The 25,709-nt window shown below is 52.7% G+C and carries 26 protein-coding genes; 5 read left to right on the top strand and 21 right to left on the bottom strand.

What is annotated here, in order from left to right; genetic code table 11:
* Positions 1-193, top strand: a 193-nt coding sequence (locus A7589_RS23205) for a hypothetical protein (protein ID WP_133174883.1), incomplete at its 5' end; no start/stop codon positions are given.
* 373 nt (positions 194-566) lie between these two features.
* Entirely contained in the window at positions 567-1,214 is a 648-nt protein-coding gene (gene narP / locus A7589_RS06170; RefSeq protein ID WP_010350424.1) for a nitrate/nitrite response regulator protein NarP, read from the top strand.
* A gap of 212 nt (positions 1,215-1,426) precedes the next feature.
* On the opposite strand, the gene ccmH is transcribed toward narP, so the two are convergent.
* From ccmH to napF, 15 genes are read right to left on the bottom strand one after another with little or no spacing between them, the layout of a single operon-like run.
* Positions 1,427-2,479, bottom strand: coding sequence for a cytochrome c-type biogenesis thiol:disulfide oxidoreductase CcmH (gene ccmH, locus A7589_RS06175; protein WP_001211596.1), 1,053 nt, complete (start codon positions 2,477-2,479; stop codon positions 1,427-1,429).
* Positions 2,476-3,033: a thiol:disulfide interchange protein DsbE gene (gene dsbE, locus A7589_RS06180; protein ID WP_000824453.1), complete on the bottom strand. Its 558-nt coding sequence runs from the start codon at positions 3,031-3,033 to the stop codon at positions 2,476-2,478. The genes ccmH and dsbE overlap by 4 nt, the downstream gene beginning before the upstream one ends.
* The gene (gene ccmF, locus A7589_RS06185; protein ID WP_000982452.1) at positions 3,030-4,973 is read right to left on the bottom strand and encodes a cytochrome c-type biogenesis heme lyase CcmF; all 1,944 of its coding nucleotides are present in this window, start codon (positions 4,971-4,973) and stop codon (positions 3,030-3,032) included. Before ccmF ends, dsbE begins: the two co-directional genes overlap by 4 nt.
* Positions 4,970-5,449 (bottom strand): cytochrome c maturation protein CcmE, encoded by a 480-nt coding sequence (gene ccmE, locus A7589_RS06190; RefSeq protein WP_001026418.1) that lies wholly within the window; start codon positions 5,447-5,449, stop codon positions 4,970-4,972. The genes ccmF and ccmE overlap by 4 nt, the downstream gene beginning before the upstream one ends.
* Positions 5,446-5,655 carry a heme exporter protein CcmD gene (gene ccmD, locus A7589_RS06195; RefSeq protein WP_000186540.1) on the bottom strand — a complete coding sequence of 70 codons (210 nt, stop codon included), beginning with the start codon at positions 5,653-5,655 and terminating at the stop codon, positions 5,446-5,448. Before ccmD ends, ccmE begins: the two co-directional genes overlap by 4 nt.
* Complete coding sequence (ccmC, locus tag A7589_RS06200; RefSeq protein WP_001295447.1) at positions 5,652-6,389, bottom strand: heme exporter protein CcmC; 738 nt, start codon at positions 6,387-6,389, stop codon at positions 5,652-5,654. The genes ccmD and ccmC overlap by 4 nt, the downstream gene beginning before the upstream one ends.
* Before the next feature lie 41 nt (positions 6,390-6,430).
* A complete protein-coding gene (gene ccmB / locus A7589_RS06205; protein WP_000971724.1) occupies positions 6,431-7,093 on the bottom strand; it encodes a heme exporter protein CcmB in 663 nt (220 codons plus the stop codon).
* Complete coding sequence (gene ccmA, locus A7589_RS06210; RefSeq protein WP_000525570.1) at positions 7,090-7,713, bottom strand: cytochrome c biogenesis heme-transporting ATPase CcmA; 624 nt, start codon at positions 7,711-7,713, stop codon at positions 7,090-7,092. The genes ccmB and ccmA overlap by 4 nt, the downstream gene beginning before the upstream one ends.
* Before the next feature lie 12 nt (positions 7,714-7,725).
* Positions 7,726-8,328 carry a cytochrome c-type protein NapC gene (gene napC / locus A7589_RS06215; protein ID WP_000528377.1) on the bottom strand — a complete coding sequence of 201 codons (603 nt, stop codon included), beginning with the start codon at positions 8,326-8,328 and terminating at the stop codon, positions 7,726-7,728.
* Positions 8,329-8,337: 9 nt separating this feature from the next.
* Positions 8,338-8,787, bottom strand: coding sequence for a nitrate reductase cytochrome c-type subunit (gene napB / locus A7589_RS06220; protein WP_000835177.1), 450 nt, complete (start codon positions 8,785-8,787; stop codon positions 8,338-8,340).
* A complete protein-coding gene (gene napH, locus A7589_RS06225) occupies positions 8,784-9,647 on the bottom strand; it encodes a quinol dehydrogenase ferredoxin subunit NapH (protein WP_000013485.1) in 864 nt (287 codons plus the stop codon). The genes napB and napH overlap by 4 nt, the downstream gene beginning before the upstream one ends.
* Positions 9,634-10,329, bottom strand: a complete 696-nt coding sequence (gene napG / locus A7589_RS06230) for a ferredoxin-type protein NapG (protein ID WP_000091291.1) — start codon at positions 10,327-10,329, stop codon at positions 9,634-9,636. The genes napH and napG overlap by 14 nt, the downstream gene beginning before the upstream one ends.
* Positions 10,330-10,335: 6 nt before the next feature.
* Entirely contained in the window at positions 10,336-12,822 is a 2,487-nt protein-coding gene (gene napA, locus A7589_RS06235) for a periplasmic nitrate reductase subunit alpha (protein WP_000778067.1), read from the bottom strand.
* Positions 12,819-13,082, bottom strand: a complete 264-nt coding sequence (napD, locus tag A7589_RS06240; protein WP_000557378.1) for a chaperone NapD — start codon at positions 13,080-13,082, stop codon at positions 12,819-12,821. Before napD ends, napA begins: the two co-directional genes overlap by 4 nt.
* The gene (gene napF / locus A7589_RS06245) at positions 13,072-13,566 is read right to left on the bottom strand and encodes a ferredoxin-type protein NapF (protein WP_000686715.1); all 495 of its coding nucleotides are present in this window, start codon (positions 13,564-13,566) and stop codon (positions 13,072-13,074) included. The genes napD and napF overlap by 11 nt, the downstream gene beginning before the upstream one ends.
* 108 nt (positions 13,567-13,674) lie before the next feature.
* On the opposite strand from napF, the gene yojO reads away from it, so the two are divergent.
* The gene (gene yojO, locus A7589_RS23480) at positions 13,675-13,839 is read left to right on the top strand and encodes a protein YojO (protein ID WP_032337191.1); all 165 of its coding nucleotides are present in this window, start codon (positions 13,675-13,677) and stop codon (positions 13,837-13,839) included.
* A gap of 130 nt (positions 13,840-13,969) precedes the next feature.
* Positions 13,970-14,458 carry a serine protease inhibitor ecotin gene (gene eco / locus A7589_RS06255; protein WP_000849204.1) on the top strand — a complete coding sequence of 163 codons (489 nt, stop codon included), beginning with the start codon at positions 13,970-13,972 and terminating at the stop codon, positions 14,456-14,458.
* 195 nt (positions 14,459-14,653) lie between these two features.
* Here the strand turns inward: eco and mqo are convergent, their stop codons facing one another.
* The 6 genes from mqo to ompC form a co-directional block, all read right to left on the bottom strand.
* Entirely contained in the window at positions 14,654-16,300 is a 1,647-nt protein-coding gene (gene mqo / locus A7589_RS06260) for a malate dehydrogenase (quinone) (RefSeq protein ID WP_108188767.1), read from the bottom strand.
* A 217-nt stretch (positions 16,301-16,517) separates the two neighbouring features.
* Positions 16,518-18,161 carry a microcin J25 efflux ABC transporter YojI gene (gene yojI / locus A7589_RS06265; RefSeq protein ID WP_000422202.1) on the bottom strand — a complete coding sequence of 548 codons (1,644 nt, stop codon included), beginning with the start codon at positions 18,159-18,161 and terminating at the stop codon, positions 16,518-16,520.
* A gap of 75 nt (positions 18,162-18,236) precedes the next feature.
* Positions 18,237-18,887 carry a DNA oxidative demethylase AlkB gene (gene alkB, locus A7589_RS06270; RefSeq protein WP_108188768.1) on the bottom strand — a complete coding sequence of 217 codons (651 nt, stop codon included), beginning with the start codon at positions 18,885-18,887 and terminating at the stop codon, positions 18,237-18,239.
* Positions 18,887-19,951, bottom strand: coding sequence for a bifunctional DNA-binding transcriptional regulator/O6-methylguanine-DNA methyltransferase Ada (gene ada / locus A7589_RS06275; RefSeq protein WP_108188769.1), 1,065 nt, complete (start codon positions 19,949-19,951; stop codon positions 18,887-18,889). The genes alkB and ada overlap by 1 nt, the downstream gene beginning before the upstream one ends.
* Positions 19,952-20,024: 73 nt before the next feature.
* On the bottom strand, positions 20,025-21,080 hold the full coding sequence (apbE, locus tag A7589_RS06280) for an FAD:protein FMN transferase ApbE (protein WP_000406117.1): 1,056 nt from the start codon (positions 21,078-21,080) through the stop codon (positions 20,025-20,027).
* A gap of 111 nt (positions 21,081-21,191) precedes the next feature.
* A complete protein-coding gene (gene ompC / locus A7589_RS06285) occupies positions 21,192-22,298 on the bottom strand; it encodes a porin OmpC (RefSeq protein WP_021551088.1) in 1,107 nt (368 codons plus the stop codon).
* A 738-nt stretch (positions 22,299-23,036) separates the two neighbouring features.
* On the opposite strand from ompC, the gene rcsD reads away from it, so the two are divergent.
* Entirely contained in the window at positions 23,037-25,709 is a 2,673-nt protein-coding gene (gene rcsD, locus A7589_RS06295; RefSeq protein ID WP_105286754.1) for a phosphotransferase RcsD, read from the top strand.

Below are 25,709 nucleotides of genomic sequence, written 5' to 3' on the forward strand. Positions count from 1 at the left end.
GGGTGGGACGGGTGGTTTTGTATATATATACGAAAAATTGCATTCAGGAGGGGGGCGAAATTCCTGCAATCCATTACTTATGGAACTGTCCGCCCCGTCAAATTTTTACGCCCGCGCAATTAAAAAAATGCGTCACGCAGGTGGGCATGATGCCGATATGCTTGTCGGGTTCAGCTTTTTAAGGCGGCTGTAGATGTCAGGTTATCCGTGCTCATCCACCAGCCAGCTTCATAGCGGATAGCCGGAAAATGGTAACGGTTAAAGCTGTACATTTTTGCAGCAAATCATTTTAGTTATACGTTTAGATATACAATTTCAAAACTCAATTAATCTACATCTTTAAAATCATGCAGTTACAGAATCAATTAAACTACTCTCGTGCCAAAAATCCCAAGAAAACCAACCTTTACGGTTGGTTTTTTTATATCCATAGCATTGTCTTGCTACCCTCACTTGCAGTTTTACTACATGCCCATACATAAAATGGGGTAACATTCACGCGCCTGGTAGCGTTACCAACGCTACGCTCAAACATAATGATTCTAATAAAACCTCAGGAGACTACTATGCCTGAAGCAACGCCTTTTCAGGTGATGATTGTGGATGATCATCCACTTATGCGACGCGGTGTTCGTCAGTTACTGGAGCTTGATCCTGGTTTTGAAGTGGTCGCCGAAGCAGGCGACGGCGCTAGTGCTATCGATCTGGCTAATCGACTGGATATCGACGTCATCTTGCTGGATCTCAATATGAAAGGTATGAGTGGCCTGGATACCCTCAATGCCTTGCGCAGGGATGGCGTTACCGCGCAAATTATTATCCTGACCGTATCAGATGCCTCCAGCGATATCTTTGCACTGATAGACGCAGGCGCAGACGGCTATCTGCTAAAAGACAGCGACCCGGAAGTATTACTGGAAGCAATTCGCGCCGGAGCAAAAGGCAGCAAAGTCTTTAGCGAACGCGTCAATCAGTACTTACGCGAGCGTGAAATGTTCGGTGCGGAAGAAGATCCCTTCAGCGTGCTAACGGAGCGTGAGCTGGATGTTCTGCACGAACTGGCGCAAGGGCTGTCGAATAAGCAAATTGCCTCGGTGTTGAATATTTCTGAGCAGACGGTAAAAGTGCACATTCGCAATCTGCTGCGTAAACTCAATGTCCGCTCACGCGTGGCGGCCACCATTCTGTTCCTGCAACAACGCGGGACACAATAAAAAAATAGCCCGATGGATTTATCATCGGGCTGAGATTGATGACAAACGCAAAACTGCCTGGTGCGCTACGCTTATCAAGTCTACGCGAATCGAGCAATATATTGAATTTGCACGATTTTGTGGCCGGATAAGGTGTTTACGCCGCATCCGGCATAAACATAGCGCACGTTGTCATCCGCCTGGCTCCGATGGCGTCACCATCGGGCTTCTTCTTATTTACTCTCCTGCGGCGACAAATGCTGCATCGCCTGCGCGATACTGCGCTCAATCACCGCACGGCGAGTATCGTTGGCAGGCAAGAGTTTCAACATCATTTCCCACGCAGCAACGGCTTCGCCAAATCGCTGCTGCTCAAAGGCATTAAACGCATACATGCTCAGCACGCGAATATTGCTATGGTCGCTTCTCACCAGTTGACGCAACAACTCGCCGCCCAGGCGGTTATCGTTGGGGTCAGAAGAACGTGTTAACGCCTCCGCGTAACCCAGCGCAGCATCGCTGTTTTTCGGATCGAGGCGATACGCTGTGGCATATGCATCAGTCGCGATACTGGCGTTACCCAGCGCCATCCCAACGCGCCCCAACATAATCCAGCCTTCAATATCTCCTGGATTTTTTTGCAGTTGAGTACGCATCCCCAGCGCAAGACGTGACATCTCTTCTTCGTTGAGCGGATCGGCTTTCGGATCCAGCGCCCTGTCCAGCAATGCCGGAGCCTGCGCTGTGGCCTGCTGCCAGACTTTTACCTGCTGATAATTGCCAGTCTGGTAGTAGCTGACGCCTGCCACAATTAACGCCACCATAATACCCGGCAGATAAACAACATATCCGGCACGCTTACCTTCTGGCACGCTTTGTTCAGGAAACTCCTCCTGCACCACATGCACCCGACGCCGCGAGCGGGAGTAAATCACCCAGCCGCCAATACCAATAGCGACAACTGGCAGCACCCACAGTAGCACGGTCAGCGGCGTTAACGGCGGATCGTAAGTGACGAAGTTGCCGTAACGCGCCACCATATAATCAACAATCTCTTTCTTGCTTTTACCTTCCTGCATCAGTTCATACACTTTTTGGCGCAGGTCGGTGGCAATCATCGAGTTGGAATCGGCAATGCTGTTGTTCTGGCATTTCGGGCAGCGCAGTTCTTCCGTGAGCTGGCGGAACTGCTGTTCCTGTGCTTCATCCTTAAACTGCAACACGTCGATGGTTGCCAGCGCCGAGCCGGAGATCATCAGCATCAGCACGCCCAATAAAAACCTCATTGTGCGGCCTCCTTACTGTATTTCTCCCACAGCGGCTTGATCTCTTCTTCCCAGACGCGAGGATTGAGATCGCCCGCATGGCGATAGCGAATGATGCCGTTGCCATCGATGAGGAACGTTTCTGGCGCGCCATACACGCCGAGATCCAGCCCTAACATGCCGTCGCCATCAAACAGGCTTAGCGCGTAAGGATTGCCCAGTTCTTTCAGCCAGCTAATCGCTTTCTGCCTGTCGTCTTTATAATTCATACCCACCACGCGGATGCCCTGCGCAGAAAGCTGATTCAGATATTGATGTTCCGCACGGCAGGTCGGGCACCAGGTCGCCCAGACGTTGAGCAGCACCGGTTTGCCCTGGGTCAGCACGTCCGCCTGATAAAACTGACCGGGATTATCCAGTGATTCGAGGCGAAACGTCGGCACCGGCTTGCCAATGAGCGCCGATTCCAGATTGGTCGGATCATCCCCTTCGGCATTACGCGCCAACTGCCACAGCAACGCTGCGGCAATCGCCAGGAAGATAATCAAAGGAATTAACAATACTTTGCGCTTCATACAGCCTCCGGCGCAGTTTTTTGCGGGTTCACGCGCTTGCGATAGCGAGGATCAAACAGGCATAACAGCCCGCCCAACGCCATCATCAGCCCGCCCGCCCAGATCCAGCGAACAAACGGTTTGTAGTAAAGACGAACTGCCCACGCGCCGTTTTCCAGCTCTTCGCCGAGTGCTGCATACAGGTCACGGGTAATACCACCGTCAATTGCCGCTTCGGTCATCATCGAACCAGCAGTGTTGTAATAACGTTTTTCCGCATACAGCACCGTTTCCGGTTTACCCTCTCGCGTTACGCCAATAGTCGCCACACCGCCGCGCCAGTTCGGGCCAGTCACCTCTTTGACATCACGGAAGGTGAAGCGATATTCATGAATATCGACGCTATCGCCGGACTTCATGCGCACATCACGCTCAACGCTATAATTCTGGCTAAAGGCAATGCCAACAATTGTCACTGCCAGCCCCAGGTGAGCCGCCACCATCCCCCAATAACTGAAGGTGGTTTTCGTGCCGCGTGAAATACGCAGCGCAGCTTCCGCAATTGCCAGCACCGCAATCCAGCAGGCCATTGCCAGACCGAGTACCGTCATCGCCACAACTTTGCTTTCGAACAGCCACGGCAACAGCAGCGACAGCACCAGCGTAGAGATGAAGGCGATAATCAATAAGTTGCGGATTTTACGTGGGCGATCGCGCCCCCAGCGCACCAGAGGGCCAACACCTAGCAGCAGCGCAAACGGCACCATCAGCCAGGTAAACATGGTGTTGAAAAACGGTTCGCCAATCGAAATGCTGCCCAGCCCGAGTTGTTTATGCACCAGCGGCAGCAGCGTCCCCAGCAACACCACCAGCATCGCGGCGACCAGCAAAACGTTGTTCGCTAACAACAGAGATTCCCGCGACCACAGCGCATTGTTTACGCGTGAGCGAACTTTGTGTCCACGCGCGGCAAACAGCAGCAGTGAACCACCAATCACCAGCACCATAAAGGCGAGGATAAACATACCGCGCGCAGGATCAGACGCAAACGCATGTACCGATACCAGCACACCGGAACGCACGAGGAAAGTCCCCAGCAGACACAGCGAGAAGGCACTGATTGCCAGCAGTAATGTCCACGCTTTGAAGCTGGCGCGTTGTTCAGTGACCGCCAGCGAGTGCATCAACGCAGTGCCAACCAGCCACGGCATAAACGAGGCGTTTTCAACCGGATCCCAGAACCACCAGCCGCCCCAGCCGAGTTCGTAATAGGCCCATGCGGAACCGAGCACAATGCCGAGCGTCAGGAAGATCCACGCCGCCAGCGTCCACGGGCGGGTAAAACGTGCGTAGGTGCTGTCCAGACGCCCACTCAGCAAAGAAGCAATGGCAAAAGCAAACGCCACCGAGAAGCCGACGTACCCCATATAAAGCAGAGGCGGATGGAAGATTAGCCCCGGATCCTGCAACAGCGGGTTAAGATCGCGACCTTCAATCGGGAAGTTCGGCAACGTGCGTGAGAACGGGTTAGAGGTAAAGAGAATGAACAGCAAAAAGCCGACACTGACCATCCCCATTATCGCCAGTACACGGGCCACAATATCCAGCGGAATACGCTGACTAAAAATCGCTACCGCAAAGGTCCAGCCGCTCATCAGCAGCACCCACAGCAGTAGCGAGCCTTCATGCGCGCCCCAGGTAGCCGCCACGCGATACCACACCGGAAGCTGGGTATTGGAGTTGCTGGCAACATAGGTGACGGTAAAGTCGTTGACCACGAAAGCATTGACCAGCACCAGAAATGCGCCAGCCACAGACATAAACAGCAGCCAGGCAAACAAGCGGGAAGACGCCATCATGCGCGCATCTCCGCGCGCCACGCCCCATAGCGGATACACGGACAGCAGCAGTGCAATTCCCAGCGCCAGGCACAGCAGTCCGTTACCAATTTCCGGCATCATGATGCTGGGTCCTTATAAACACTCGCCGGGCGACGGTGGTTAGCTTCCATCGCTTTCTCAACTTCTGGCGGCGTATAGTTTTCATCATGTTTCGCCAGCACTTCTTTCGCGAGGATATGATTGCCTTTTTCCAGCTCGCCCTGCACCACAACGCCCTGCCCTTCACGGAACAGATCCGGCAAAATGCCTTCGTAAGAGACATCCACTGAGCCTTCAGCATCGTAAATGGTGAAGGTCACTTTCAGCGAATTGGGATCGCGCTGCACACTACCCGGCATCACCATCCCGCCAACGCGCAGACGCTGCCCGACTTCCGGCATCTGTTGGGTTTCACGCTTGCCGTAGAGAATCTCCCCCGGCGTATAGAAAAGGTCGATATTCGAGCGCAGCGCATACAGCACCAGGCCAATCGTCAGCGCCAGCCCCGCCAGCACGGCACAGGCAATCCACAACCGATTTTTACGGCGAATATTCATGCAGCCTCCTGCTGTTGCGCAGCACGTAAACGCGCCTCACGCGCCCGCTGTTGCGCCACGCCACGCAGAATTGCGCGATGCTGCATCACCGAGTGCACGACCAAAACCACCAGCGGAATAACGGTCATCACCACCGCCAGCCAGACAAAAAAGGCGTAACCGCCCATTGCGAAAAATTCATTCCAGGAAGCAAATGCAGGGGTCATTTACGGCCTCTTTTCAGTATCAGTTCACTCACCCACGGACGGCGTTTTTCCATCAGCAAAATCAAATTACGCATCCGCATCAGCGTCAGCGTGGCGGACAGCAGCAGGAAGCCAAAAATCGACCAGCGTAGCGGCGAACGCATCGCCGGATCGATACTTTGCTGCATCCGCGTTGATCCCTGATGCAGGGTGTTCCACCACTCCACGGAGTAATGAATAATCGGCAGATTCACCACGCCAATCAGCACCAGAATACCTGCCGCACGGCCTGCCAGACGGCGGTCGTCGAAGGCGTGCCACAGGGCAATCACACCCACATACAGAAACAGCAGCACCAGTTCAGAAGTCAGGCGTGCGTCCCATACCCACCAGGTGCCCCACATCGGTTTCCCCCACGCGGAACCGGTGACCAGGGCAATAAAGGTAAACACGGCACCAATGGGCGCCATCGCCGCCACCGCCAGGTTGGCCATTTTCATCTGCCAGACAAGGCCGATAAACGCCGCCACCGCCATTGAGGCATAAATGCCCATCGACCAGATCGCCGCAGGTACATGCAGATAGATAATGCGGTAGCTATTTCCCTGCTGATAATCAGCGGGGGCAAAGCCGAATCCCCAGATCCAGCCGACGGTAAGCACAACCACACTGGCGATTGCCAGCCACGGTATAAACCAGCCACAGATTTGGTACAGCCGTGGTGGGATCGCCAGTTGATGCAGTGTTTTCCACATAGTTTCGATACCAGACTTGAACAAAAATCAGTAATTCAGCGTTATTGAATGCTGATTCGTAACGCTGCCGCCGTCGCAAAAGGGCTTAATGTCGCGGTGCCTGCCAGCAACGCACCTAAAATTGCCAGATACCCGTCAACGGGCAAATGCATGGAAGCCGCGTCCATCGCGGCGGTGGCAAAAATGAGTAATGGGATAGTCAGCGGTAACACCAGTATGCTCAATAGCACACCACCGCGCTTAAGTCCCACCGTCAGCGCCACGCCCGGTGCGCCGAGAAAGCCAAGCGTAGGGGTTCCCAGCAGCAGCGTCAGCGCCATCACTTGCCAGCCATAAACGTCCATTCCCAGTAGCAATGCCACCAGAGGCGAGAGGATGAGTAACGGCAGACCGGTTACCATCCAGTGCGCCATCACCTTCGCCAGCACAACGGCGGGCAAGGGTAACGGCAACAACATCAATTGTTCAAGACTGCCGTCCTGCAAATCGTCACGGAACAGCCGCTCCAGCGCCAGCAGTGAAGAAAGCAGCGCCGCAACCCAGATAATTCCCGGTGCAATGCGCGCCAGCAGCTGCGGCTCCGGGCCAATACTGAGCGGAAAAAGGGTAATAACAATCAGGAAGAACCACAGCGGATTAGCGATTTCGGCGCTATGGCGAAACGCTACGCGCAGCTCAAGACGGAAAATGCGCCAGAACATCATGCGGCCCTCGTTTGCGTCAGTGAAATGCGGCGAATTTTACTTTCAGCAACGTTGAGCGGCTGGTGGGTGGTCAGAATCACAATCCCCCCCTGCTCCGTATGCTGCGCCATTCGCTGGGTCAGACGATCGACGCCGTTAACGTCAATCGCGGTAAAAGGTTCGTCGAGGATCCACAGCGTGGCACGGGTCAGCCACAGACGCGCCAGCGCCACGCGGCGTTGTTGCCCGGCAGAGAGTTGATTAACGGGAATATCTTCGAATCCGGCAAGCCCGGCCTGCGCCAGGGCTTTCAGACATTGTGCGGTATCGCCATCGCGATGATAAAAGTGCAGATTTTCTAACGCCGTCAGCCGGGTTTTGATCCCCGGCTGATGGCCTATCCATAACAGATTTTGATGGTAGCTGTCGCGTACCTGATGCAAGGGCTGCCCTTGCCAGAGAACGTCACCCGCATCAGGGCGAGACAATCCCGTCAGCAAACGGAGAAGCGTTGTCTTCCCCGCACCGTTGCTGCCGGTAATTTGTACCCACTCTCCTGCATTCAGCGTAAACGACAAACCACTAAATAATGTTCGTTCATCCCGCTCGCAAAGTAATTCTCTGGCTTCAAGCATACCCACGCAATAACCCTGTTAAAAACCTGTCTCGACTTCGCGCATATCGGGCAGCTTGTGCGCTATCCCTTTATGGCAATCAATACAGGTTTGCCCATCTTTCACCGCCTGGTCGTGCATCTTAGCGGCAACAGATTTCTGGGCGGTTGTATCCATATACTCGAAGTTGTGACAGTTACGGCACTCCTGCGAGTTATTGTCCTTCATGCGCCGCCACTCATTCTGTGCCATCGTCAGGCGATGAGCTTCAAATTTCTGCGGCGTGTCAATAACGCCAAAAATTTTACCATACAGCTCTTTACTTGCTTTGAGCTTGCGTATCATCTTTGGCACAAACTCGTGCGGAACGTGACAATCCGGGCAGGTCGCACGCACGCCGCTACGGTTGTTGTAGTGCACGGAATCCATGTATTCCTGATACACCGTGTTGCGCATTTCGTGGCAGCTAATGCAGAACTCTTCGGTATTGGCTTTTTCCATCCCGGTGTTAAAGCCACCCCAGAAGACGATGCCGCCAACAAAGCCGATCAACAGCAGCGTACCCAGCGCCAGACGGCTGGGGGTACGCCACCATTTCCACAGGCGCTTAATCAGACCAGGCTTACGGTCAGAATTTCCCATAATAACCTCTTATTTCCCGTAACCTTTTGACGGGGTAAAGGTATTCCCCACGATTGGCGCGGTATCGGCCTGCGGCACGTGACATTGCAGACAGAAGTAACGACGCGGAGCCACTTCTGCGCCCACTTTGCCGTCGCTGTCCATAAAGTGAGTAGGACTGATGCGCGGCGCGCCTGTGGTGCGATAGCTTTCAACACCGTGGCACTGCAAGCAGCGGTTGGTATTGGTCGTTACCTGATAACCTTCAACGCTATGCGGGATCATTGGCGGTTGATTCACATAGTTCAGCGGCATTCGTTCCTGCTCTTTTGGCATCCGAATGGCCCCTTCCTGCGTCCCGGATACTTCCGGCGACTGGCTAAAATCGACGCCATTAGCCGCCCAAACCGCGCCGCTCACCACCAGGGCCAGCATCGCCGTCCATTGACACAGCGCCTTCTTCAGGTCATGGCTTTTCATGATTTCGCTCCCGAACTCCATCGTGTAGTTATTGTAAATACATCCTCAGAACAGACATCCACGCAGCGACCGCACGTCATGCAATCGCGGCTGGTGACCTGCACCGGGCTTTGTTCATCCAGCACCGGGGCACGTAGCACATGCGGTTCCGGGCAAACATGAAAACAATCCATACAGCGGTTACATTTCTGCCGATCGGTTGCCGCAACGGTGATAGCGCCTTTGCTACCCAGCACGCCATACAGCGCGCCAACCGGACAAATGTGCCCGCACCAGCCGTGTTCAACGACCAGTAGATCAAATAAAAACAGTGCGAGAATAAGCAGCGCGCCGCTGCCGAATCCCATTACCAGGCTGCGCCCCATCAAGGAAACGGGGTTGATCCATTCCCAGATGAGCGTGCCGGTTAAGGCCGATCCCACCAGGATCACGACCAACAGCACGTACCGAATGTGGCGCGGGATAGTCGCAGACTGATTGAGCTCAAAGCGCCTGCGTAACCAGTTCGCTAAGTCGGTAATTGGGTTCAGCGGGCAGACCCAGCTACAAAATAATCGCTTTCCTGCCAGGGCGTAGAGCACGGTGATAATCACCGCACCGGTCAGCGCCACCGTGGCAGGCAGATGACCGCTGGCAAGGCTTTGCAGCGTCATCAGTGGATCGGTCAGCGGAACGGTGTCGAATAACAGGCTACTGCTATAGTTGCCGTGTAAGATCCACACACCAAACCACGGGCCGCTCAAAAACATTCCCAGCACGAAGAACTGACAAAGGCGACGCAACACCAGCCAACGGTGACTGCGCCACCAGCCTTTTTTCGCCAGCGCCTCGCGCCCGGCGTCACGTTTACGATTTGCCATTGTTCCCCTCCAGCCAGCCGAAGCGGTAATGGTGACCTAACTCCCCTTTCGCCAGTGACAGCGGTAACACCTTGATTGCCGGTTGTTCCAGCACGCACACTTTTTCGCACTTACCGCAGCCGGTACAGGCGTCGCTGTGAACCGTCGGCAGAAAGCGGGCGTGCTTACCGGTACGCGTGTTGCGCTCCAGCTCCAGGGTGATGGCCTCATCAATTTTCGGGCATTCGCGATAGCAAACATCGCAGCGCAGCCCCTGAAAGTTGAGGCAGTTCTCCTGATCCACCAGCACCGCCAGCCCCATCCGCGCGTCGTCGATCGATTCGATCTCACGATCCAGCGCACCGCTCGGGCACACTTTGGCGCACGGAATGTCCTCACACATTTCGCAAGGAATATCACGCGCGACAAAATACGGCGTGCCTGCCGACAGGCCAGAGGCCAGCGTCGCCAGTTTTAAGGTGTCGTAAGGGCAAGCCTGAACACACTGACCGCAACGAACGCAGGCACTGGCAAAGGCGTTCTCGTTTATGGCTCCGGGCGGGCGTAACCGCACGCCAGATGCGCGTGCGGTTTGCTGTTGTAACCCCAGCGCCACACCCACGGCAGCCAGCCCGCCTGCTGTGCGAACAACATCGCGCAGAAAGCGGCGGCGACCATTTTGAGGTTTCGCTGACCGGGACATAATGGCTTACACCTTCTCCAGTTTGACCGCGCACTTCTTGAAGTCCGTCTCTTTCGAGAGCGGATCGGTCGCATCCAGCGTCAGTTTGTTTACCAGCTGTGCGGCGTCGAAGAACGGCATATACACCAGCCCCTGCGGCGGACGGTTACGACCGCGCGTTTCGACAATCGAGATCACTTCGCCACGGCGAGAAACCACTTTCACTTTGTCGCCACGACGCAGATCGCGCGCTTTCGCATCCAGCGGGTGAATAAACAGTACCGCTTCCGGGAAGGCGCGGTGCAGTTCCGGTACACGGCGAGTCATACTGCCGGTGTGCCAGTGCTCCAGTACGCGTCCGGTAGAGAGCCACAGGTCGTACTCTTCATCCGGTGCTTCCGCCGCCGGTTCGAACGGCAGCGCGAAGATCACCGCTTTGCCATCCGGTTTACCGTAGAACTTGTAGCCTTCGCCCGCTTTCACGTACGGGTCGTTACCTTCGCTGTAACGCCACTGAGTTTCTTTACCGTTCACCACCGGCCAGCGCAGACCGCGCGCTTTGTGGTAGTCATCGAACGGTGCCAGATCGTGACCGTGACCGCGACCAAACCATGCGTACTCTTCGAACAGCCCTTTTTGCAGATAGAAGCCCAGCTCGCGGGATTCATCGTTCAGCTGATCTTCCGCCAGTTCGGATACCGGGAATTTGCTCACTTCGGGGGTGGCATACAGAACTTCGTACAGCGTTTTGCCACGCAGTTCCGGTTTCTTCGCCAGCAGCTCTTCCGGCCATACTTCTTCTGTTTTGAAGCGGCGGGAGAACTGGACTAACTGCCAGAGATCCGATTTCGCTTCGCCCGGTGCCTGTACCTGCTGACGCCAGAACTGAGTACGGCGTTCGGCATTACCGTAAGCGCCCTCTTTTTCTACCCACATTGCGGTCGGCAGGATCAAGTCGGCGGCCAGCGCACTGACTGTCGGATACGGATCGGAGACGATGATGAAGTTGCGCGGATCGCGCCAGCCCGGCATACGCTCTTCATTAATGTTCGGCCCGGCCTGCATGTTGTTGGTACACATGGTCCAGTAAACATTCAGCTTGCCGTCTTTCAGCGCACGGTCCTGTGCCACCGCGTGCAGACCGATTTTTGCCGGAATGGTGCCGCTCGGGATATTCCACTTCTTCTCGCAGATATCACGGTGTTTCTCGTTAGTCACCACCATGTCCGCAGGCAGACGGTGAGCAAAGGTGCCCACTTCACGCGCAGTACCACACGCGGAAGGCTGCCCGGTCAGGGAGAACGGACCGCAACCCGGCTGGGAAATTTTGCCGGTCAGCAGGTGCAGGTTGTAGACCAGGTTGTTGGCCCACACGCCACGAGTATGCTGGTTGAAGCCCATCGTCCAGTAGGAGATGACTTTCTTGTTCGGATCGGCATACAGCTGCGCCAGTTGTTCTAACTGGTCTTTCGGCACGCCGGTCATTTCGGCAGTTTTTTCCAGCGTATACTCAGCAACGAAGGCTTTGTAATCTTCAAAGCTCATCGGTTCGGAAGCGTCAGAACCCGGATTTTTCGCTGCTTTTTCCAGCGGATGAGTCGGACGTAAACCGTAGCCGATGTCCGTCGCCCCTTTGCGCAGGTTGACGTGTTTGCTGAAGAAGTCCTGATTTATCGCATTGTTTTGAATGATATAGTTGGCGATATAGTTCAGGATCACCAGGTCAGACTGTGGCGTAAAGATGATGCCGTTATCCGCCAGCTCGAAGCTACGATGCTGGTAGGTAGAAAGCACCGCCACGGTGACGTTCTGGTTAGAGAGACGACGGTTGGTGATGCGCGACCAGAGGATCGGGTGCATCTCCGCCATGTTCGCGCCCCACAACACAAAAGCGTCAGCCTGTTCGATATCGTCATAGCAGCCCATCGGCTCATCCATACCAAAGGTACGCATAAAGCCAACCACCGCCGACGCCATACAGTGACGTGCGTTCGGGTCGATGTTGTTAGAACGGAAGCCCGCTTTAAACAGCTTGGACGCGGCATAACCTTCCCAGATAGTCCACTGACCAGAACCGAACATACCGATCGATTCCGGCCCTTTTTCTTTCAGGGCGGTTTTGAATTTCTCTTCCATCACATCGAAGGCCTGATCCCAGGTGATTGGGGTAAATTCGCCTTCTTTGTCATATTTACCGTTTTTCATACGCAGAAGCGGCTGCGTCAAACGGTCTTTACCGTACATGATTTTGGGCAGGAAATAGCCCTTAATGCAGTTCAGACCACGGTTAACCGGTGCGTCCGGGTCGCCCTGACAGGCCACCACACGCCCCTGCTGCGTTCCGACCAGAACGCCGCAACCAGTACCGCAGAAACGGCACGGCGCTTTATCCCATTTAATGGCTTCCTGCTGACCAACAACGGCGCGGGCAACGCCCGGCACGCTGAGACCGGCAGCCGCCGCAGCGGCCGCAACGGCGTTAGCTTTCATAAAGCTACGACGACTGAGTTTCATGGTGTTTCCTCACCTTGCTCTTCCTGCTGGTGATAAACCAGCGACACCGCCAGCACGCCCTCTACGTTGCGTACTGACTCAATGGTTTGGATCAGCGTTTCGCTGTCTTCTGCTTCCACCACCACAATCAACTGACCGCTCGGCGCGTCGCTGACAGCGACTTCACAGCCGGGAAAGGCGTTCAGTTGGGTGCTGATGTCTGAAATTCGTTCGCTTTTGGCCTGCACGACCAGGCTGCAAACTTGCCAGTTAGTGTGCATGGAGATACTCCGCAGTTATGGCTGATACCGGACAGCTGGCTGCACATGCTCCACATCCGTTGCAAAGTTGGCTATTAAGTTGCGGCTGGTAGATCCCGGAGAGCGTCGGGCGAAAGATAATTGCCATTGGCTCACAGCTATCCTGACAGCGGCGGCATTCAACTGACTGATACGCCAGGCACGCGTCCCCGATGGTGAACTGCAAATCCCAGGCCCTGGTGTGGCGCGGAGAAAATAGCGATTCGGGGCAAGCCTGCGCGCAGGCGTAACAGAAGCTGCACTCGTTATTTTTGAAATTAACGCTCGGATAACCACCCGCGCCGCGTTCAAGAATGTTGTTTTCACAAGCATTAATACAGGCGTCGCAGCGGGTGCAATGGTTAAGAAAATGAGATTCATCACCGGACCAGGGCGGACGGATACCGTTACTGGCTTTACGCCAGCGACCAGTCAGTATGCCCCGACGGGATGCATCAATCTTCACATTGACCTTCCATCATTAACGCGCTCTGAAAACTGAGAGCGACCAAATAAACCGCATAATTAATAAGCCATTTTTATAGCCGCTAAGATATTAAAGGATGTGTCAAAGATGCATACCCCGATCGGGGTAAAACCTGTAGCAGGATCAAAAGAGTGGTGGGAAGAGTGGCAAAAACGAGCTTTTGCTCACATTTCAAATGGTTATAAACACATTTATATAGCGATTAATTCACCAGAGATATTTCAGCTGGTTTGTTCTCTCATTAGCATTTAACACTAAAAGAGCAGGTAAAATTGTCTGAATGTTCTTTCAGTTATTCATAAAGCAAATTAATAAATCTGATGAATATGTTAACCTTCAGCGACATCCTCGGTGAAAACCTATAAATGAAGAAGGAAAACAAATGAAGACCATTCTACCTGCAGTGCTGTTTGCCGCTTTCGCCGCAACCTCAGCCTGGGCGGCAGACAGCGTCCAGCCACTGGAAAAAATCGCCCCTTATCCACAAGCTGAAAAAGGCATGAAGCGTCAGGTGATTCAGTTAACCCCGCAAGAAGATGAATCTACCCTGAAAGTAGAACTGTTGATCGGTCAGACGCTGGAAGTCGATTGCAACCTGCATCGTCTCGGCGGGAAGCTGGAAAGTAAAACGCTGGAAGGCTGGGGCTATGATTATTATGTCTTTGATAAAGTAAGCTCGCCGGTTTCCACGATGATGGCCTGCCCGGATGGCAAGAAAGAGAAGAAATTTGTCACCGCGTATCTGGGCGATGCTGGAATGCTGCGTTACAACAGCAAGCTGCCGATCGTGGTGTATACGCCAGACAACGTGGATGTGAAGTACCGGGTCTGGAAGGCGGAAGAGAGAATTGACAACGCGGTAGTTCGCTAAACTGCTGTGAAGTGCTGCACTCCGTATGTCGGATAAGGTGGTCACGCCGCATCCGACATCTGGCACCCGAGCCGGTTGCCTGATGCGACGCTGACGCGTCTTATCAGGCCTACGCCGCTGTGAAACGCTGCACTCCACAGGTCGGATAAGGCGGTTACGCCGCATCCGACACTCAATGCCGGATGTGGCACATCATTACAATGCAATATCCGCCACTTCTTTTTGAACGGGTTGCGGTTTCAACTGCGGTTTCGGCGTACTATCTGCCGCCTGCGGCTTGTCGTATTTCAGCCCCAGCACTTCGCTGGTGTACTGCAACTCGCGTTCTGTTGCTGCCACATCACCGTTCAGCTTGCGTCCATAAGACGGAACGATCGCTTTCAACGTGGCCTGCCATTGCGGGCTGGAAACACGATCACCAAACACTTTTTCCAGCAGATTCAACATAATCGGCGCGGCAGTTGACGCCCCCGGAGATGCCCCCAGCAGCGCGGCAATGGTTCCTTGCTGGTCGCTAACCACTTCTGTCCCCAAACGCAGTACGCCGCCTTTATCGGCATCGCGTTTGATAATCTGCACACGCTGTCCTGCTTGCCACAAACGCCAGTCCTCTTTTTTCGCTTGCGGATAGTACTCTTTCAACGCTTCAAAACGATCCTCTTCACTCAACATCACCTGACTTACCAGATATTTCACCAGATCGAAATTATCCAGCCCGACGTGCATCATCGGCATCACGTTGGAAGTGGTGGTGGAACTCATCAGATCCCACAGTGAACCGTTTTTGAGGAATTTGGTTGAGAAGGTGGCAAATGGCCCAAACAGCACTACGCGTTTACCGTCCAGCACACGGGTATCGATATGCGGAACCGACATCGGTGGTGCGCCAACGGAGGCTTTCCCATAGACCTTCGCCAGATGATGGTTAACCACGCCCGGGTTTTCCGAAACAAGGAACTGCCCACCTACCGGGAAACCGGCGTAGTCTTTCGCTTCCGGAATACCGGATTCCTGTAACAGCTTCAGCGCCGCACCGCCCGCGCCGATAAAGACAAATTTCGCGCGGATGTTCTGTGCTGTGCCGTTTTTCAGATCGGCAACGGTGACGGTCCAGGTGTTATCGTCATTACGTTTGAGAGCGCGGACTTCACTGCTGAGTTGCAGCGAGAAGTTAGACTTCTTCTGCAAGGAAGCTATTAACTGGCGGGTGATCTCGCCGTAGTTCACATCAGTGCCGATTTCTGTACGTGTAGCCGCCACTTTCTGCTGTGGAGCGCGCCCTTCCATCACTAACGGTGCCCACTCTTTGATCTGCGCGTGATCTTCAGAGTAACGCATACCGCGAAACAGCGAACTTTGTTGCAACGCGGCGTAACGGGCGCGTAGGAAATTGACGTTATCCTCGCCCCAGACAAAGCTCATATGCGGAACGGTATTGATAAATGAACGCGGAGTACGCAGCACGCCGCGCTCAACCTGGTGCGCCCAGAACTGGCGGGAAATCTGAAATGCTTCGTTAATGGCGACTGCTTTTTCAATACTGATGCTGCCATCGGCGTTTTGCGGGGTGTAGTTCAGTTCCATCAGTGCAGAATGCCCGGTTCCGGCGTTGTTCCAGCCGTTCGAACTCTCCTGCGCGACACCCTCCAGGCGCTCCACCATGGTCATCGACCATTCAGGCTCCAGCTCGCGTAAATAGGTCCCCAACGTGGCGCTCATAATGCCGCCGCCAATCAACAGTACATCAGTTTCCTGCTCCTCGGACGCTTTCGCTTTTGCCGCCATCGAAACGGCATTAAGCCCCACGGCCATCGAGAAGAGCATGGCAGTCACTTTTTTCATCTTGTTAATGCCTTACTTTTAGTCGCTTTATTGCAGGTGAGATTTGCGCGGCATCAACGGTAACACTTAAGTAACAACATTTAAATAATGTTTATAAATTATATTCTAATTTTAGAAACATTGTAATTTCGTTGATTAATTATAGGGTTATTAGAAATGAAGGGATTTTTAGAATATTTACCTGGCGGCAGAAATCCGCCAGGTCAGCGTCAAAATATTATGCCGTCCGGGCAACGGCATCACGCGAAGCAGCATCGCGCTCTTCGCCAGTCAGCTCGCTAAGTTGCCCGTTGCGCATCTCCAGCAGGCGGTCGGCGTGGATAAAGTAATGGTCATCATGGCTGATGGCGAAAATAGTTTTCCCCATCTCCTGCATCAGCGGCAGCAGCACCTGATAAAACTCACGGCGGAAGTGTGGGTCCTGATCCGCCGCCCATTCATCCAGCAGGATAATATCGCGTTCTTCTGCCAGCGCCAGCAACAGCGCCACGCGTTTTTTCTGCCCTTTTGATAACTTCAGGTTAACAATACGCCCGTTACTTAACTCCAGCTTATGCGCCATTTTCAACTGCGCCAGCCACTTCTCAACCAGTTGCGGATTAGCGGGTTTCCCCTCCGGCCCCAGCAGTTGATCAAACAGCCAGACATCGGTAAACACGGCGGAAAACAACTTGCGATAATCCTCCGGTTTTTCGCCGCTGATGGGTTTACCATCCAGCAAAATTTCACCGCTTTGCGGCTGATACAACCCCGTCAGCAACATCGCCAGCGTCGATTTTCCGCTACCGTTACCACCAATCAGAAACAACAGTTCGCCACGTTTAATGGTGAGGTTGAGTGGGCCAACGGAAAACGCGTTGTCCTGATAACTAAACGTCACGTTACGTAGCTCCAGCGTTTGCCAGTCAGGAAACGCCTGCGGGCGTGGAAACTCCGCTTTGAAAGGCGCGAGTGCGAATTTGTTCAGCTTGTTAAACGCCACCTGCGCCGTCAGCAGCGTCGGCAATGCGCCAACCGCAGAAAGCAGCGGCGTGCGCAGGAATAACAGCGTCAGCGAATAGGTCGCGGCAACGTTGGTATCAGCCCAACCGAGACTGTTCGCCATCCAGAACACCAGGCCGATAGCACCCAGCATCATGATGTTTGACCAGTTCACAGCACTAAGATGGAAGGTGTCAGCACGGATAATATGATGGCGATACTCTTGCGCATCAGGGATGTAGAGGTTGTTAAACACATACTCGGCGCGTTCACGGTTCAGAGTCAGCTCTTTACGCCCTTCAAGTACAGTTTGAAAATCCGCGTACAGCTTGTCTTCGGTTTCACGCAGGGTCGCCATATGTTTGTACACCCGCGCTACCAGCACAAAACCGCCCCAGATGGTGACCGCCATCCAGATAGCCGTTACCAGCAACATTTTGCCCGACAGCATCCACAGATACGCCGCTGAACCGATAGTGAGAATGATCCCCTGCACCAGTTCCGGCAGACGCACAAAAGCAATGGTGATATTGCGCACATCGCTGGTTAATCCCGCCAGCAATGAGGCGCTTCCGAGTTGTTCGATACGCTCAACGTGGGTATCCAGAATTCGCTTGATAAATTCGCTACGCAGTCGGTAAACGAAGTGATGACCCAGGGTAGTAAGAGCCAGTTGCGATCCCAGCGTCACTGCCATCAACAGCAGCAATAAACCCAGAAACTCCGGCAACACCAGCAGACTGGTATCCGCCGTTTCGATAAGGCGCTGATTGATAAAAGCAATTAAACCAATGCCTAATGCCGCACTGGCGAGGCTTAGCGCCATCACACTGATAAATGGCCAGCGATACTGCCGCCAGACAAGCACAAGAAGTTCCATGCAGAAAACCCGGACAATGAATTACAGCCCGCAGTTTAAACATCTTCGCGCGCACAGCAATAATAATTCTTATTTTTATTCTTTTTTACCTGCCTGACGAAAAGTCAGGTTGTAGCGGCAGTCGGCGGTGAGTGGATGAAACCCCGCTTTCAGCGGTTGAACGCCGTGATAAAACAGCCGCGATTCACCGCCCCAAACCACCACGTCGCCATGCTCCAGCAACAGTCGTTTTAGCGGATCATTTCGTTTCAGGCCGCCAAATTGAAAAATCGCGGGTAAGCCCAGAGAAACAGAAACAATCGGCGCGCTCAGATCCGGTTCGTCTTTATCCTGATGCAGCGACAGTTTCGCGCCAGGAGTGTAGCGGTTGATAAGACAAGCATCTGGCTGGAAATCTGGATAGCCCGCCGCCGTAGCCGCACGTTGACATAAATTATGAAAACTCTGCGGCATGGCAGGCCACGGTTTATTTGTTTGCGGATCAATGGGCGAATAGAGATAACCCTGCCGATTGGTGGTCCAGCCCAGACGCCCGCAGTTGGTCATCGCCACCGACATGGTATATCCGCCGGGTGTGACCATCTGGCGAAACAGTGACTGGCGGGCGACATTGCTGATTCCCTGCATCAGTTGCTCCGCAGTATTAAAGGCAAAACGGCGCAGGATCACCGCGCCAAGTGCCAGGGGTTCTTGCCACAGTTCAGCATCAGCAAACAGATCCAACATTATTTCTCCTCGTTTTCAGCTTCACGACGTAGCAACTGTGCTTTACGCGAAACACCCCAGCGGTAACCGGAAAGTGTGCCATCACCACGTACCACCCGATGACAAGGTATAACGATCGCTAACTTATTGGCGGCGCAGGCACTTGCCACGGCACGTACCGCTTTCGGTTTGCCGATGGTGTTTGCCAGTTGCTGATAACTCACAGTTTCACCGCAAGGAATGGTACGCAGCGCCTGCCAGACTTGCTGCTGAAAAGCGGTGCCGCGAATATCCAGCGGCAACGTCAGCGGCGTATCGCGCTGGTTGAGGCTGGCGATCACTTCACGCACATGTTGCTGAAACGTCGGGTCAGCGGGCGCGTTGTCGGCAGCGGGAAACATCTGCCGCAGTTCACTGATTAATGTCGCGTCATCATCACCCAGTAATATCGCGCAAATCCCCCGCTCGCTTTCTGCCACCAGGCAACGACCCAGCTCACAATCAGCCAGTGCATAACGCACAGTCAGGTTTTCGCCACCGTGACGAAATTGTTTAGCCGTCATGCCCAGCGTTTCATCGGCTTTACGGTAGTAACTGCTGCCGTCGGGGAATCCGGCATTGAGAATTGCCTGGGTCACGCTCTCCCCTTTCACTAACGATTCCCGCAATCGGCGAGCGCGCCAGGCCTGCTGCCAGGCTTTCGGCGTCATTCCGGTAGTCGCTTTAAACAATCTATGCAGATGGAACGGACTCATCGCCACCTGGTCGGCTAAGGCTTCCAGCGTTACAGGCATTTCCTGTTCCAGCAGTCGGCAGGCGTGGGTAATTTTATCAAGGCGATGTTGTTGGGGATTGGCTTTGTCTGGCTGACAACGTTTGCAGGGGCGAAAGCCAGCGGCAAGCGCCTCGCTGGCATCAGAAAAGAAGGAGACGTTTTCCCGCAGAGCGTGTTTAGCCCGACAAGACGGACGACAAAAGATGCCCGTGGTGCGCACGGCGAAGACAAATTCGCCGTCGGCGTTTGGGTCGCGGGCTAAGACAGATTGCCAGCGTTGATCGTCAGTTAAGCGTGTGGCGTTGTTCATAATCAGCTCCCTGGTTAAGGATAGCCTTTAGTCTGCCCGGTCACCATTGCGCAAAAACCAACAATCTTGCGCTTTAATTTTTTTCGCTGATAAGGAAGCTTTTAAACTGCGGCGACATCCAGGTTTTAAAGCTATCGCCCTCTTTGGTGATCATATAGACCGCCAGCCCTTCCCGGCGAACGACTTCTTTGGCTTTATCCGGCCCGAGCACCATTAAGCCAGTATCCCAGGCGTCGGCTTCCAGCGCCGTCGGGGCAATCACCGTCACGGATACCAGATTGTGTTCGATGGGACGCCCGGTTTGCGGATCAATAACATGGGAAAGGCGTTTGCCGTCCAGCTCGTAATAGTTGCGATAGCTACCAGAAGTGCTGATACCGTGACCATTGATGTCAACCACGGCCTGAACCGCGTTCTCTTTATCGGTCGGTTTTTGGATCGCCACCCGCCACGGCTGCCCTTCGCCGTTCATGCCACGGCTGTTCAGCGCGCCGCCCACCGACACCAGATAGCGGGAAATACCTTCCTGCTCCATTAAGCGTGCCAGATGATCTGCCGCATAACCTTCGCCGACGGTAGAGAGATCGACATATAAATCCGGCAGATCTTTTTGCAGATATTGTTGATGTGACTGATTAATGACCGTCAGATGCTGTAAACCCGTTTTGGCTTTCATCGCGTCGATCTGTTCCTGGTTCGGGATTTGTACCGGCTGTTGTTCCGGGCCAAAGCCCCACAGATTCACCAGCGGCCCGACAGTAATATCCATCGCGCCATCGGTTTTGGCGCCAATGCGCAGCGAGGTGGTGATGATATCGGCCATCGCTTCACTTACCGGCCACGGCGACAAACTTTTCGAGTCGTTAAAGCGCATCAGCGCGGAGTCTTTTTTATAGGTCGAAAGCAGCTGATCGTCGGCGTCCAGCTGGGTCTGAATCTTCTCTTTAAGTTCAGCACTGCGTTTGGCGTCAAGGCCAGGGATGCTGGCACGCCAGAAGGTTCCCATCGTTTTGCCTTCAAGAACGGTAACTTCAGTAGCGTGGGATTTGGCGGGTTGTGTTTTTTGATCGCAACCAACAAAGAAGAGCGCGGCAGCCAGCAATGCCACGCGGGTAAAGCTTATTTCCATACGTGATTATCCTCATGCGAACGGTCGCAAGAGTACACCAAAAAACTGCGTTTGTACGCTGAAAACAATGAAAAAAGGGCCCGCAGGCCCTTTGTTCGATATAAATCGAGATTAGAACTGGTAAACCAGACCCAGAGCTACGATGTCATCAGTGTTGATGCCAGCAGCGCGGGTGAACTGGTTGTCGTCCAGCAGGTTGATTTTGTAGTCAACGTAGGTGGACATGTTTTTGTTGAAGTAGTAGGTAGCACCAACATCAACATATTTCAGGATATCTTCGTCGTCGTAGTTACGACCAGCAACGACACCCAGGTTTTTACCTTTAGACTGCAGGTATGCTACAGACGGACGCAGACCGAAGTCGAACTGGTACTGAGCAACAGCTTCGAAGTTCTGTGCTTTGTTCGCCCAACCCAGGGAACCTACGCGAGTTGCGTTGTAGGTCTGGGTGTACTGAGCAGCCAGGTAGATGTTGTTAGCGTCGTATTTCAGACCACCGGTGTAGGTTTCAGCACGGTCGCCGTTACCGATGTAAGCAGCGGTGTTCTGAGCATCAGTACGTTTGGAGCTGGAAACTGCAGCACCGATACCGAAGCCTTCGTAATCATAAGTGATAGAACCGCCAACGCCGTCGCCGTTCTGACGCAGAGCACCACGACCGTTGTTGGTCATGCCTTCGCCGCTTACGCTACCGTTTTTACCCTGGTACTGAACAGCAAAGTTCAGACCGTCAACCAGACCGAAGAAGTCGGTGTTACGGTAGGTCGCGAAGCCGTTACCACGCTGCTGCATGAAGTTGTCAGAACCGTAAGTGTCGCCACCGAATTCTGGCAGTACGTCGGTCCAGGAAGTTACGTCGTAAACAACGCCGTAGTTACGACCGTAGTCGAAAGAACCAACGTCCTGGAATTTCAGACCAGCGAATGCCACACGGGTCCAGGAGTTTTCTTTGTTGTCTTCAGAGGTATTGCCCTGGATCTGATATTCCCACTGGCCGTAACCGGTCAGCTGGTCAGTAACCTGAGTTTCGCCTTTGAAACCAAGACGTACATAGGTCTGGTCGCCGTCTTCTGACTTGTTGTCAGAGAAATAGTGCAGGCCGTCTACTTTACCGTACAGATCTAATTTGTTGCCGTCTTTGTTGTAAACTTCAGCAGCGTTTGCTGCGCCTGCTACCAGCAGAGCTGGGACCAGGAGGGACAGTACTTTAACTTTCATGTTATTAACCCTCTGTTATATGCCTTTATTTGCTTTTTTATGCCACTGCATACTGATTAACCCTCATTAATCAGTCGGCAAGTCCATTCTCCCCAAAAATGCAGAATAATCCAACACGAATATGATACTAAAACTTTTAAGATGTTTCATTTATCGCTATAGATGTTTCAAAATGTAAATATGATGGAACTTTTTAAGATTCTTGATGATTGGCGAAATAAGCACCTAACATCAAGCAATAATAATTCAAAGGTAAAATCAATAACTTATTCTTAAGTACTTGATAGCACTGAATGCCAAAACAAAATCTTCACTCGCAACTAAAATATGTCTCGCTATCATCATTAACTTTATTTATTACCGTCATTCATTTCTGAATGTCTGTTTACCCCTATTTCAACCGGATGCCTCGCATCCGGTTTTTTTTACCCTTCTTTACACAACTTTTATTTTTTTGTACTACCGCTGGAAAATTATAACGCTTGTTAACAATTTCACAAAAAATTAACAAGATATAATTCCCGCCATCTTTTCTTTATCCGTAATTAATTTCGCTCTTCTTTTTTGCAGATTATTTGTACAGCAAAATGCGGTGTGTACATCTATTTCCCATCGGGCAGAACGAGACATATCGTTGAGGAATAGAGAATCATCTATCGGGTAATAGTCTGGAATTTCGCACTGTACCCTTTATACTGCCCTATCACTTCGCGAAGTTTTAACAGGTCATAAACACGAATGCGTCAGAAAGAGACAACGGCCACGACCCGCTTTTCACTCCTACCGGGGAGCATTACCCGCTTCTTTTTACTGTTGATCATTGTGTTGCTGGTGATGATGGGTGTAATGGTACAAAGCGCAGTCAACGCCTGGCTGAAAGATAAAAGCTACCAGATTGTCGACATTACTCATGCTATACAAAAGCGCGTCGATACCTGGCGTTACGTGACCTGGCAGATCTACGACAACATCGCTGCAACGACTTCGCCTTCCACCAGTGAAAGTTTGCAAGAGACGCGTCTGAAACAGGATGTCTACTATCTGGAAAAACCGCGTCGCAAAACAGAAGCCCTGATCTTTGGTTCTCACGACAACTCAACGCTTGAGATGACCCAACGAATGTCTACTTATCTGGACACATTATGGGGCGCAGAAAATGTACCGTGGTCGATGTATTATCTGAACGGGCAGGATAACAGCCTGATTCTTATCTCGACCCTGCCGTTAAAAGATCTCACCTCCGGATTTAAAGAATCGACTGTCAGTGACATTGTTGATTCTCGTCGCGCGGAGATGCTGCAACAGGCTAACGCCCTGGATGAACGTGAAAGTTTTTCTAACCTGCGCCGTCTTGCCTGGCAGAACGGTCATTATTTTACCTTGCGTACAACCTTTAACCAGCCGGGACATCTGGCAACAGTGGTTGCATTTGATCTGCCTATTAATGATCTAATCCCGCCAGGGATGCCGCTGGATAGCTTCCGTCTTGAACCAGAAGCAGGTACTGCGGGTAACAATAATAATGAGAAAGAAGCAACGGATAGCGTCAGCATTAACTTTAATAGTTCGAAGATTGAAATCTCTTCGGCGCTCAACTCCACCGATATGCGGCTGGTCTGGCAGGTTCCTTACGGCACTTTGCTGCTGGATACATTGCAAAACATTCTGCTGCCACTGCTGCTGAATATCGGTTTGCTGGCACTGGCACTTTTTGGTTACACCACCTTTCGCCATTTCTCCGGGCGCAGCACAGAAAGCGTTCCCAGCACCGCAGTGAATAACGAACTGCGTATCTTGCGGGCAATAAATGAAGAGATTGTGTCACTGCTGCCACTCGGTCTGCTGGTTCACGATCAGGAATCGAATCGCACAGTTATCAGCAATAAGATTGCCGACCATCTGCTGCCGCATTTGAATCTGCAAAACATCACCACCATGGCAGAACAGCATCAGGGGATTATTCAGGCAACCGTCAATAACGAGCTGTATGAAATTCGCATGTTCCGCAGCCAGATAGCGCCGCGTACGCAAATCTTCATCATTCGCGATCAGGATCGCGAGGTGCTGGTGAACAAGAAACTCAAGCAGGCGCAGCGTCTGTACGAGAAAAACCAGCAGGGCCGGATGGCCTTTATGCAAAACATTGGTGATGCGCTGAAAGAACCCGCACGGTCACTGGCGGAAAGTGCGGCTAAACTCAACTCTCCGGAAAGCAAACAACTGGCAAATCAGGCTGATGTGCTGGTGCGCCTGGTCGATGAAATTCAGCTAGCGAACATGCTTGCGGACGATAGCTGGAAGAGCGAGACCGAGCTTTTCTCCGTACAGGATTTAATCGATGAAGTGGTGCCTGCTGTGCTACCGGCAATGAAGCGCAAAGGCCTGCAACTACTGATTAACAATCATCTGAAAGCACACGATATGCGCCGTGGCGATCGCGATGCTTTACGCCGTATTTTGCTGCTGTTGATGCAATATGCCGTCACCTCAACGCAACTGGGGAAAATTACCCTTGAGGTTGATCAGGATGAATCCTCTGACGAACGTCTGACTTTCCGCATTCTGGACACCGGAGACGGTGTAAGCATTCATGAAATGGATAATTTACACTTCCCGTTCATCAACCAGACCCAAAGCGATCGCTATGGCAAGGCGGACCCGTTGGCATTCTGGTTGAGTGATCAACTGGCGCGAAAACTGGGCGGTCATTTAAATATTAAAACGCGGGACGGGCTTGGTACACGCTACTCCGTGCATATCAAAATGCTGCCTGCAGACCCGGACGTTGAAGAGGAAGAGGAACGTTTACTGGATGATGTCACCGTGATGGTGGATGTAACTTCCACAGAAATTCGGAATATTGTCACTCGCCAGTTAGAAAATTGGGGTGCAACCTGTATCACACCCGATGAAAGATTAATTAGTCAGGATTATGATATCTTTTTAACGGATAATCCGTCTAATCTTACTGCCTCTGGCTTGCTTTTAAGCGATGATGAGTCTGGCGTACGGGAAATTGGGCCTGGTCAATTGTGCGTCAACTTCAATATGAGCAATGCTATGCAGGAAGCGGTCTTACAATTAATTGAAGTGCAACTGGCGCAGGAAGAGGTGACAGAATCGCCTATGGGTGGAGATGAAAATGCACAACTCCATGCCAGCGGCTATTATGCGCTCTTTGTAGACACAGTACCGGATGATGTTAAGAGGCTATATACTGAAGCAGCAACCAGTGACTTTGCTGCATTAGCCCAAACGGCTCATCGTCTTAAAGGCGTGTTTGCCATGCTAAATCTGGTACCCGGCAAGCAGTTATGTGAAACGCTGGAACATCTTATTCGCGAGAAGGATGTCCCAGGAACAGAAAAATACATCAGCGACATTGACAGCTATGTCAAGAGCTTGCTGTAG

This window comes from Escherichia sp. MOD1-EC6475 (assembly GCF_003046645.1).
In the GTDB taxonomy this organism is placed as follows: Bacteria; Pseudomonadota; Gammaproteobacteria; order Enterobacterales; family Enterobacteriaceae; genus Escherichia; species Escherichia ruysiae.

Bases quoted from the DNA above. Each gene is read 5' to 3' on its own strand.
- alkB (WP_108188768.1), bottom strand. From the start codon at position 18,887: ATGTTGGATCTGTTTGCTGATGCTGAACTGTGGCAAGAACCCCTGGCA.
- napG (WP_000091291.1), bottom strand. From the start codon at position 10,329: ATGTCCCGGTCAGCGAAACCTCAAAATGGTCGCCGCCGCTTTCTGCGC.
- napH (WP_000013485.1), bottom strand. From the start codon at position 9,647: ATGGCAAATCGTAAACGTGACGCCGGGCGCGAGGCGCTGGCGAAAAAA.
- ccmF (WP_000982452.1), bottom strand. From the start codon at position 4,973: ATGATGCCGGAAATTGGTAACGGACTGCTGTGCCTGGCGCTGGGAATT.
- napC (WP_000528377.1), bottom strand. From the start codon at position 8,328: ATGGGAAATTCTGACCGTAAGCCTGGTCTGATTAAGCGCCTGTGGAAA.
- narP (WP_010350424.1), top strand. From the start codon at position 567: ATGCCTGAAGCAACGCCTTTTCAGGTGATGATTGTGGATGATCATCCA.
- ccmD (WP_000186540.1), bottom strand. From the start codon at position 5,655: ATGACCCCTGCATTTGCTTCCTGGAATGAATTTTTCGCAATGGGCGGT.
- yojO (WP_032337191.1), top strand. From the start codon at position 13,675: ATGCATACCCCGATCGGGGTAAAACCTGTAGCAGGATCAAAAGAGTGG.
- ccmE (WP_001026418.1), bottom strand. From the start codon at position 5,449: ATGAATATTCGCCGTAAAAATCGGTTGTGGATTGCCTGTGCCGTGCTG.
- yojI (WP_000422202.1), bottom strand. From the start codon at position 18,161: ATGGAACTTCTTGTGCTTGTCTGGCGGCAGTATCGCTGGCCATTTATC.
- dsbE (WP_000824453.1), bottom strand. From the start codon at position 3,033: ATGAAGCGCAAAGTATTGTTAATTCCTTTGATTATCTTCCTGGCGATT.
- ompC (WP_021551088.1), bottom strand. From the start codon at position 22,298: ATGAAAGTTAAAGTACTGTCCCTCCTGGTCCCAGCTCTGCTGGTAGCA.
- napD (WP_000557378.1), bottom strand. From the start codon at position 13,082: ATGCACACTAACTGGCAAGTTTGCAGCCTGGTCGTGCAGGCCAAAAGC.
- ada (WP_108188769.1), bottom strand. From the start codon at position 19,951: ATGAACAACGCCACACGCTTAACTGACGATCAACGCTGGCAATCTGTC.
- apbE (WP_000406117.1), bottom strand. From the start codon at position 21,080: ATGGAAATAAGCTTTACCCGCGTGGCATTGCTGGCTGCCGCGCTCTTC.
- ccmB (WP_000971724.1), bottom strand. From the start codon at position 7,093: ATGATGTTCTGGCGCATTTTCCGTCTTGAGCTGCGCGTAGCGTTTCGC.
- napB (WP_000835177.1), bottom strand. From the start codon at position 8,787: ATGAAAAGCCATGACCTGAAGAAGGCGCTGTGTCAATGGACGGCGATG.
- eco (WP_000849204.1), top strand. From the start codon at position 13,970: ATGAAGACCATTCTACCTGCAGTGCTGTTTGCCGCTTTCGCCGCAACC.
- mqo (WP_108188767.1), bottom strand. From the start codon at position 16,300: ATGAAAAAAGTGACTGCCATGCTCTTCTCGATGGCCGTGGGGCTTAAT.
- ccmH (WP_001211596.1), bottom strand. From the start codon at position 2,479: ATGAGGTTTTTATTGGGCGTGCTGATGCTGATGATCTCCGGCTCGGCG.
- napA (WP_000778067.1), bottom strand. From the start codon at position 12,822: ATGAAACTCAGTCGTCGTAGCTTTATGAAAGCTAACGCCGTTGCGGCC.
- rcsD (WP_105286754.1), top strand. From the start codon at position 23,037: ATGCGTCAGAAAGAGACAACGGCCACGACCCGCTTTTCACTCCTACCG.
- ccmC (WP_001295447.1), bottom strand. From the start codon at position 6,389: ATGTGGAAAACACTGCATCAACTGGCGATCCCACCACGGCTGTACCAA.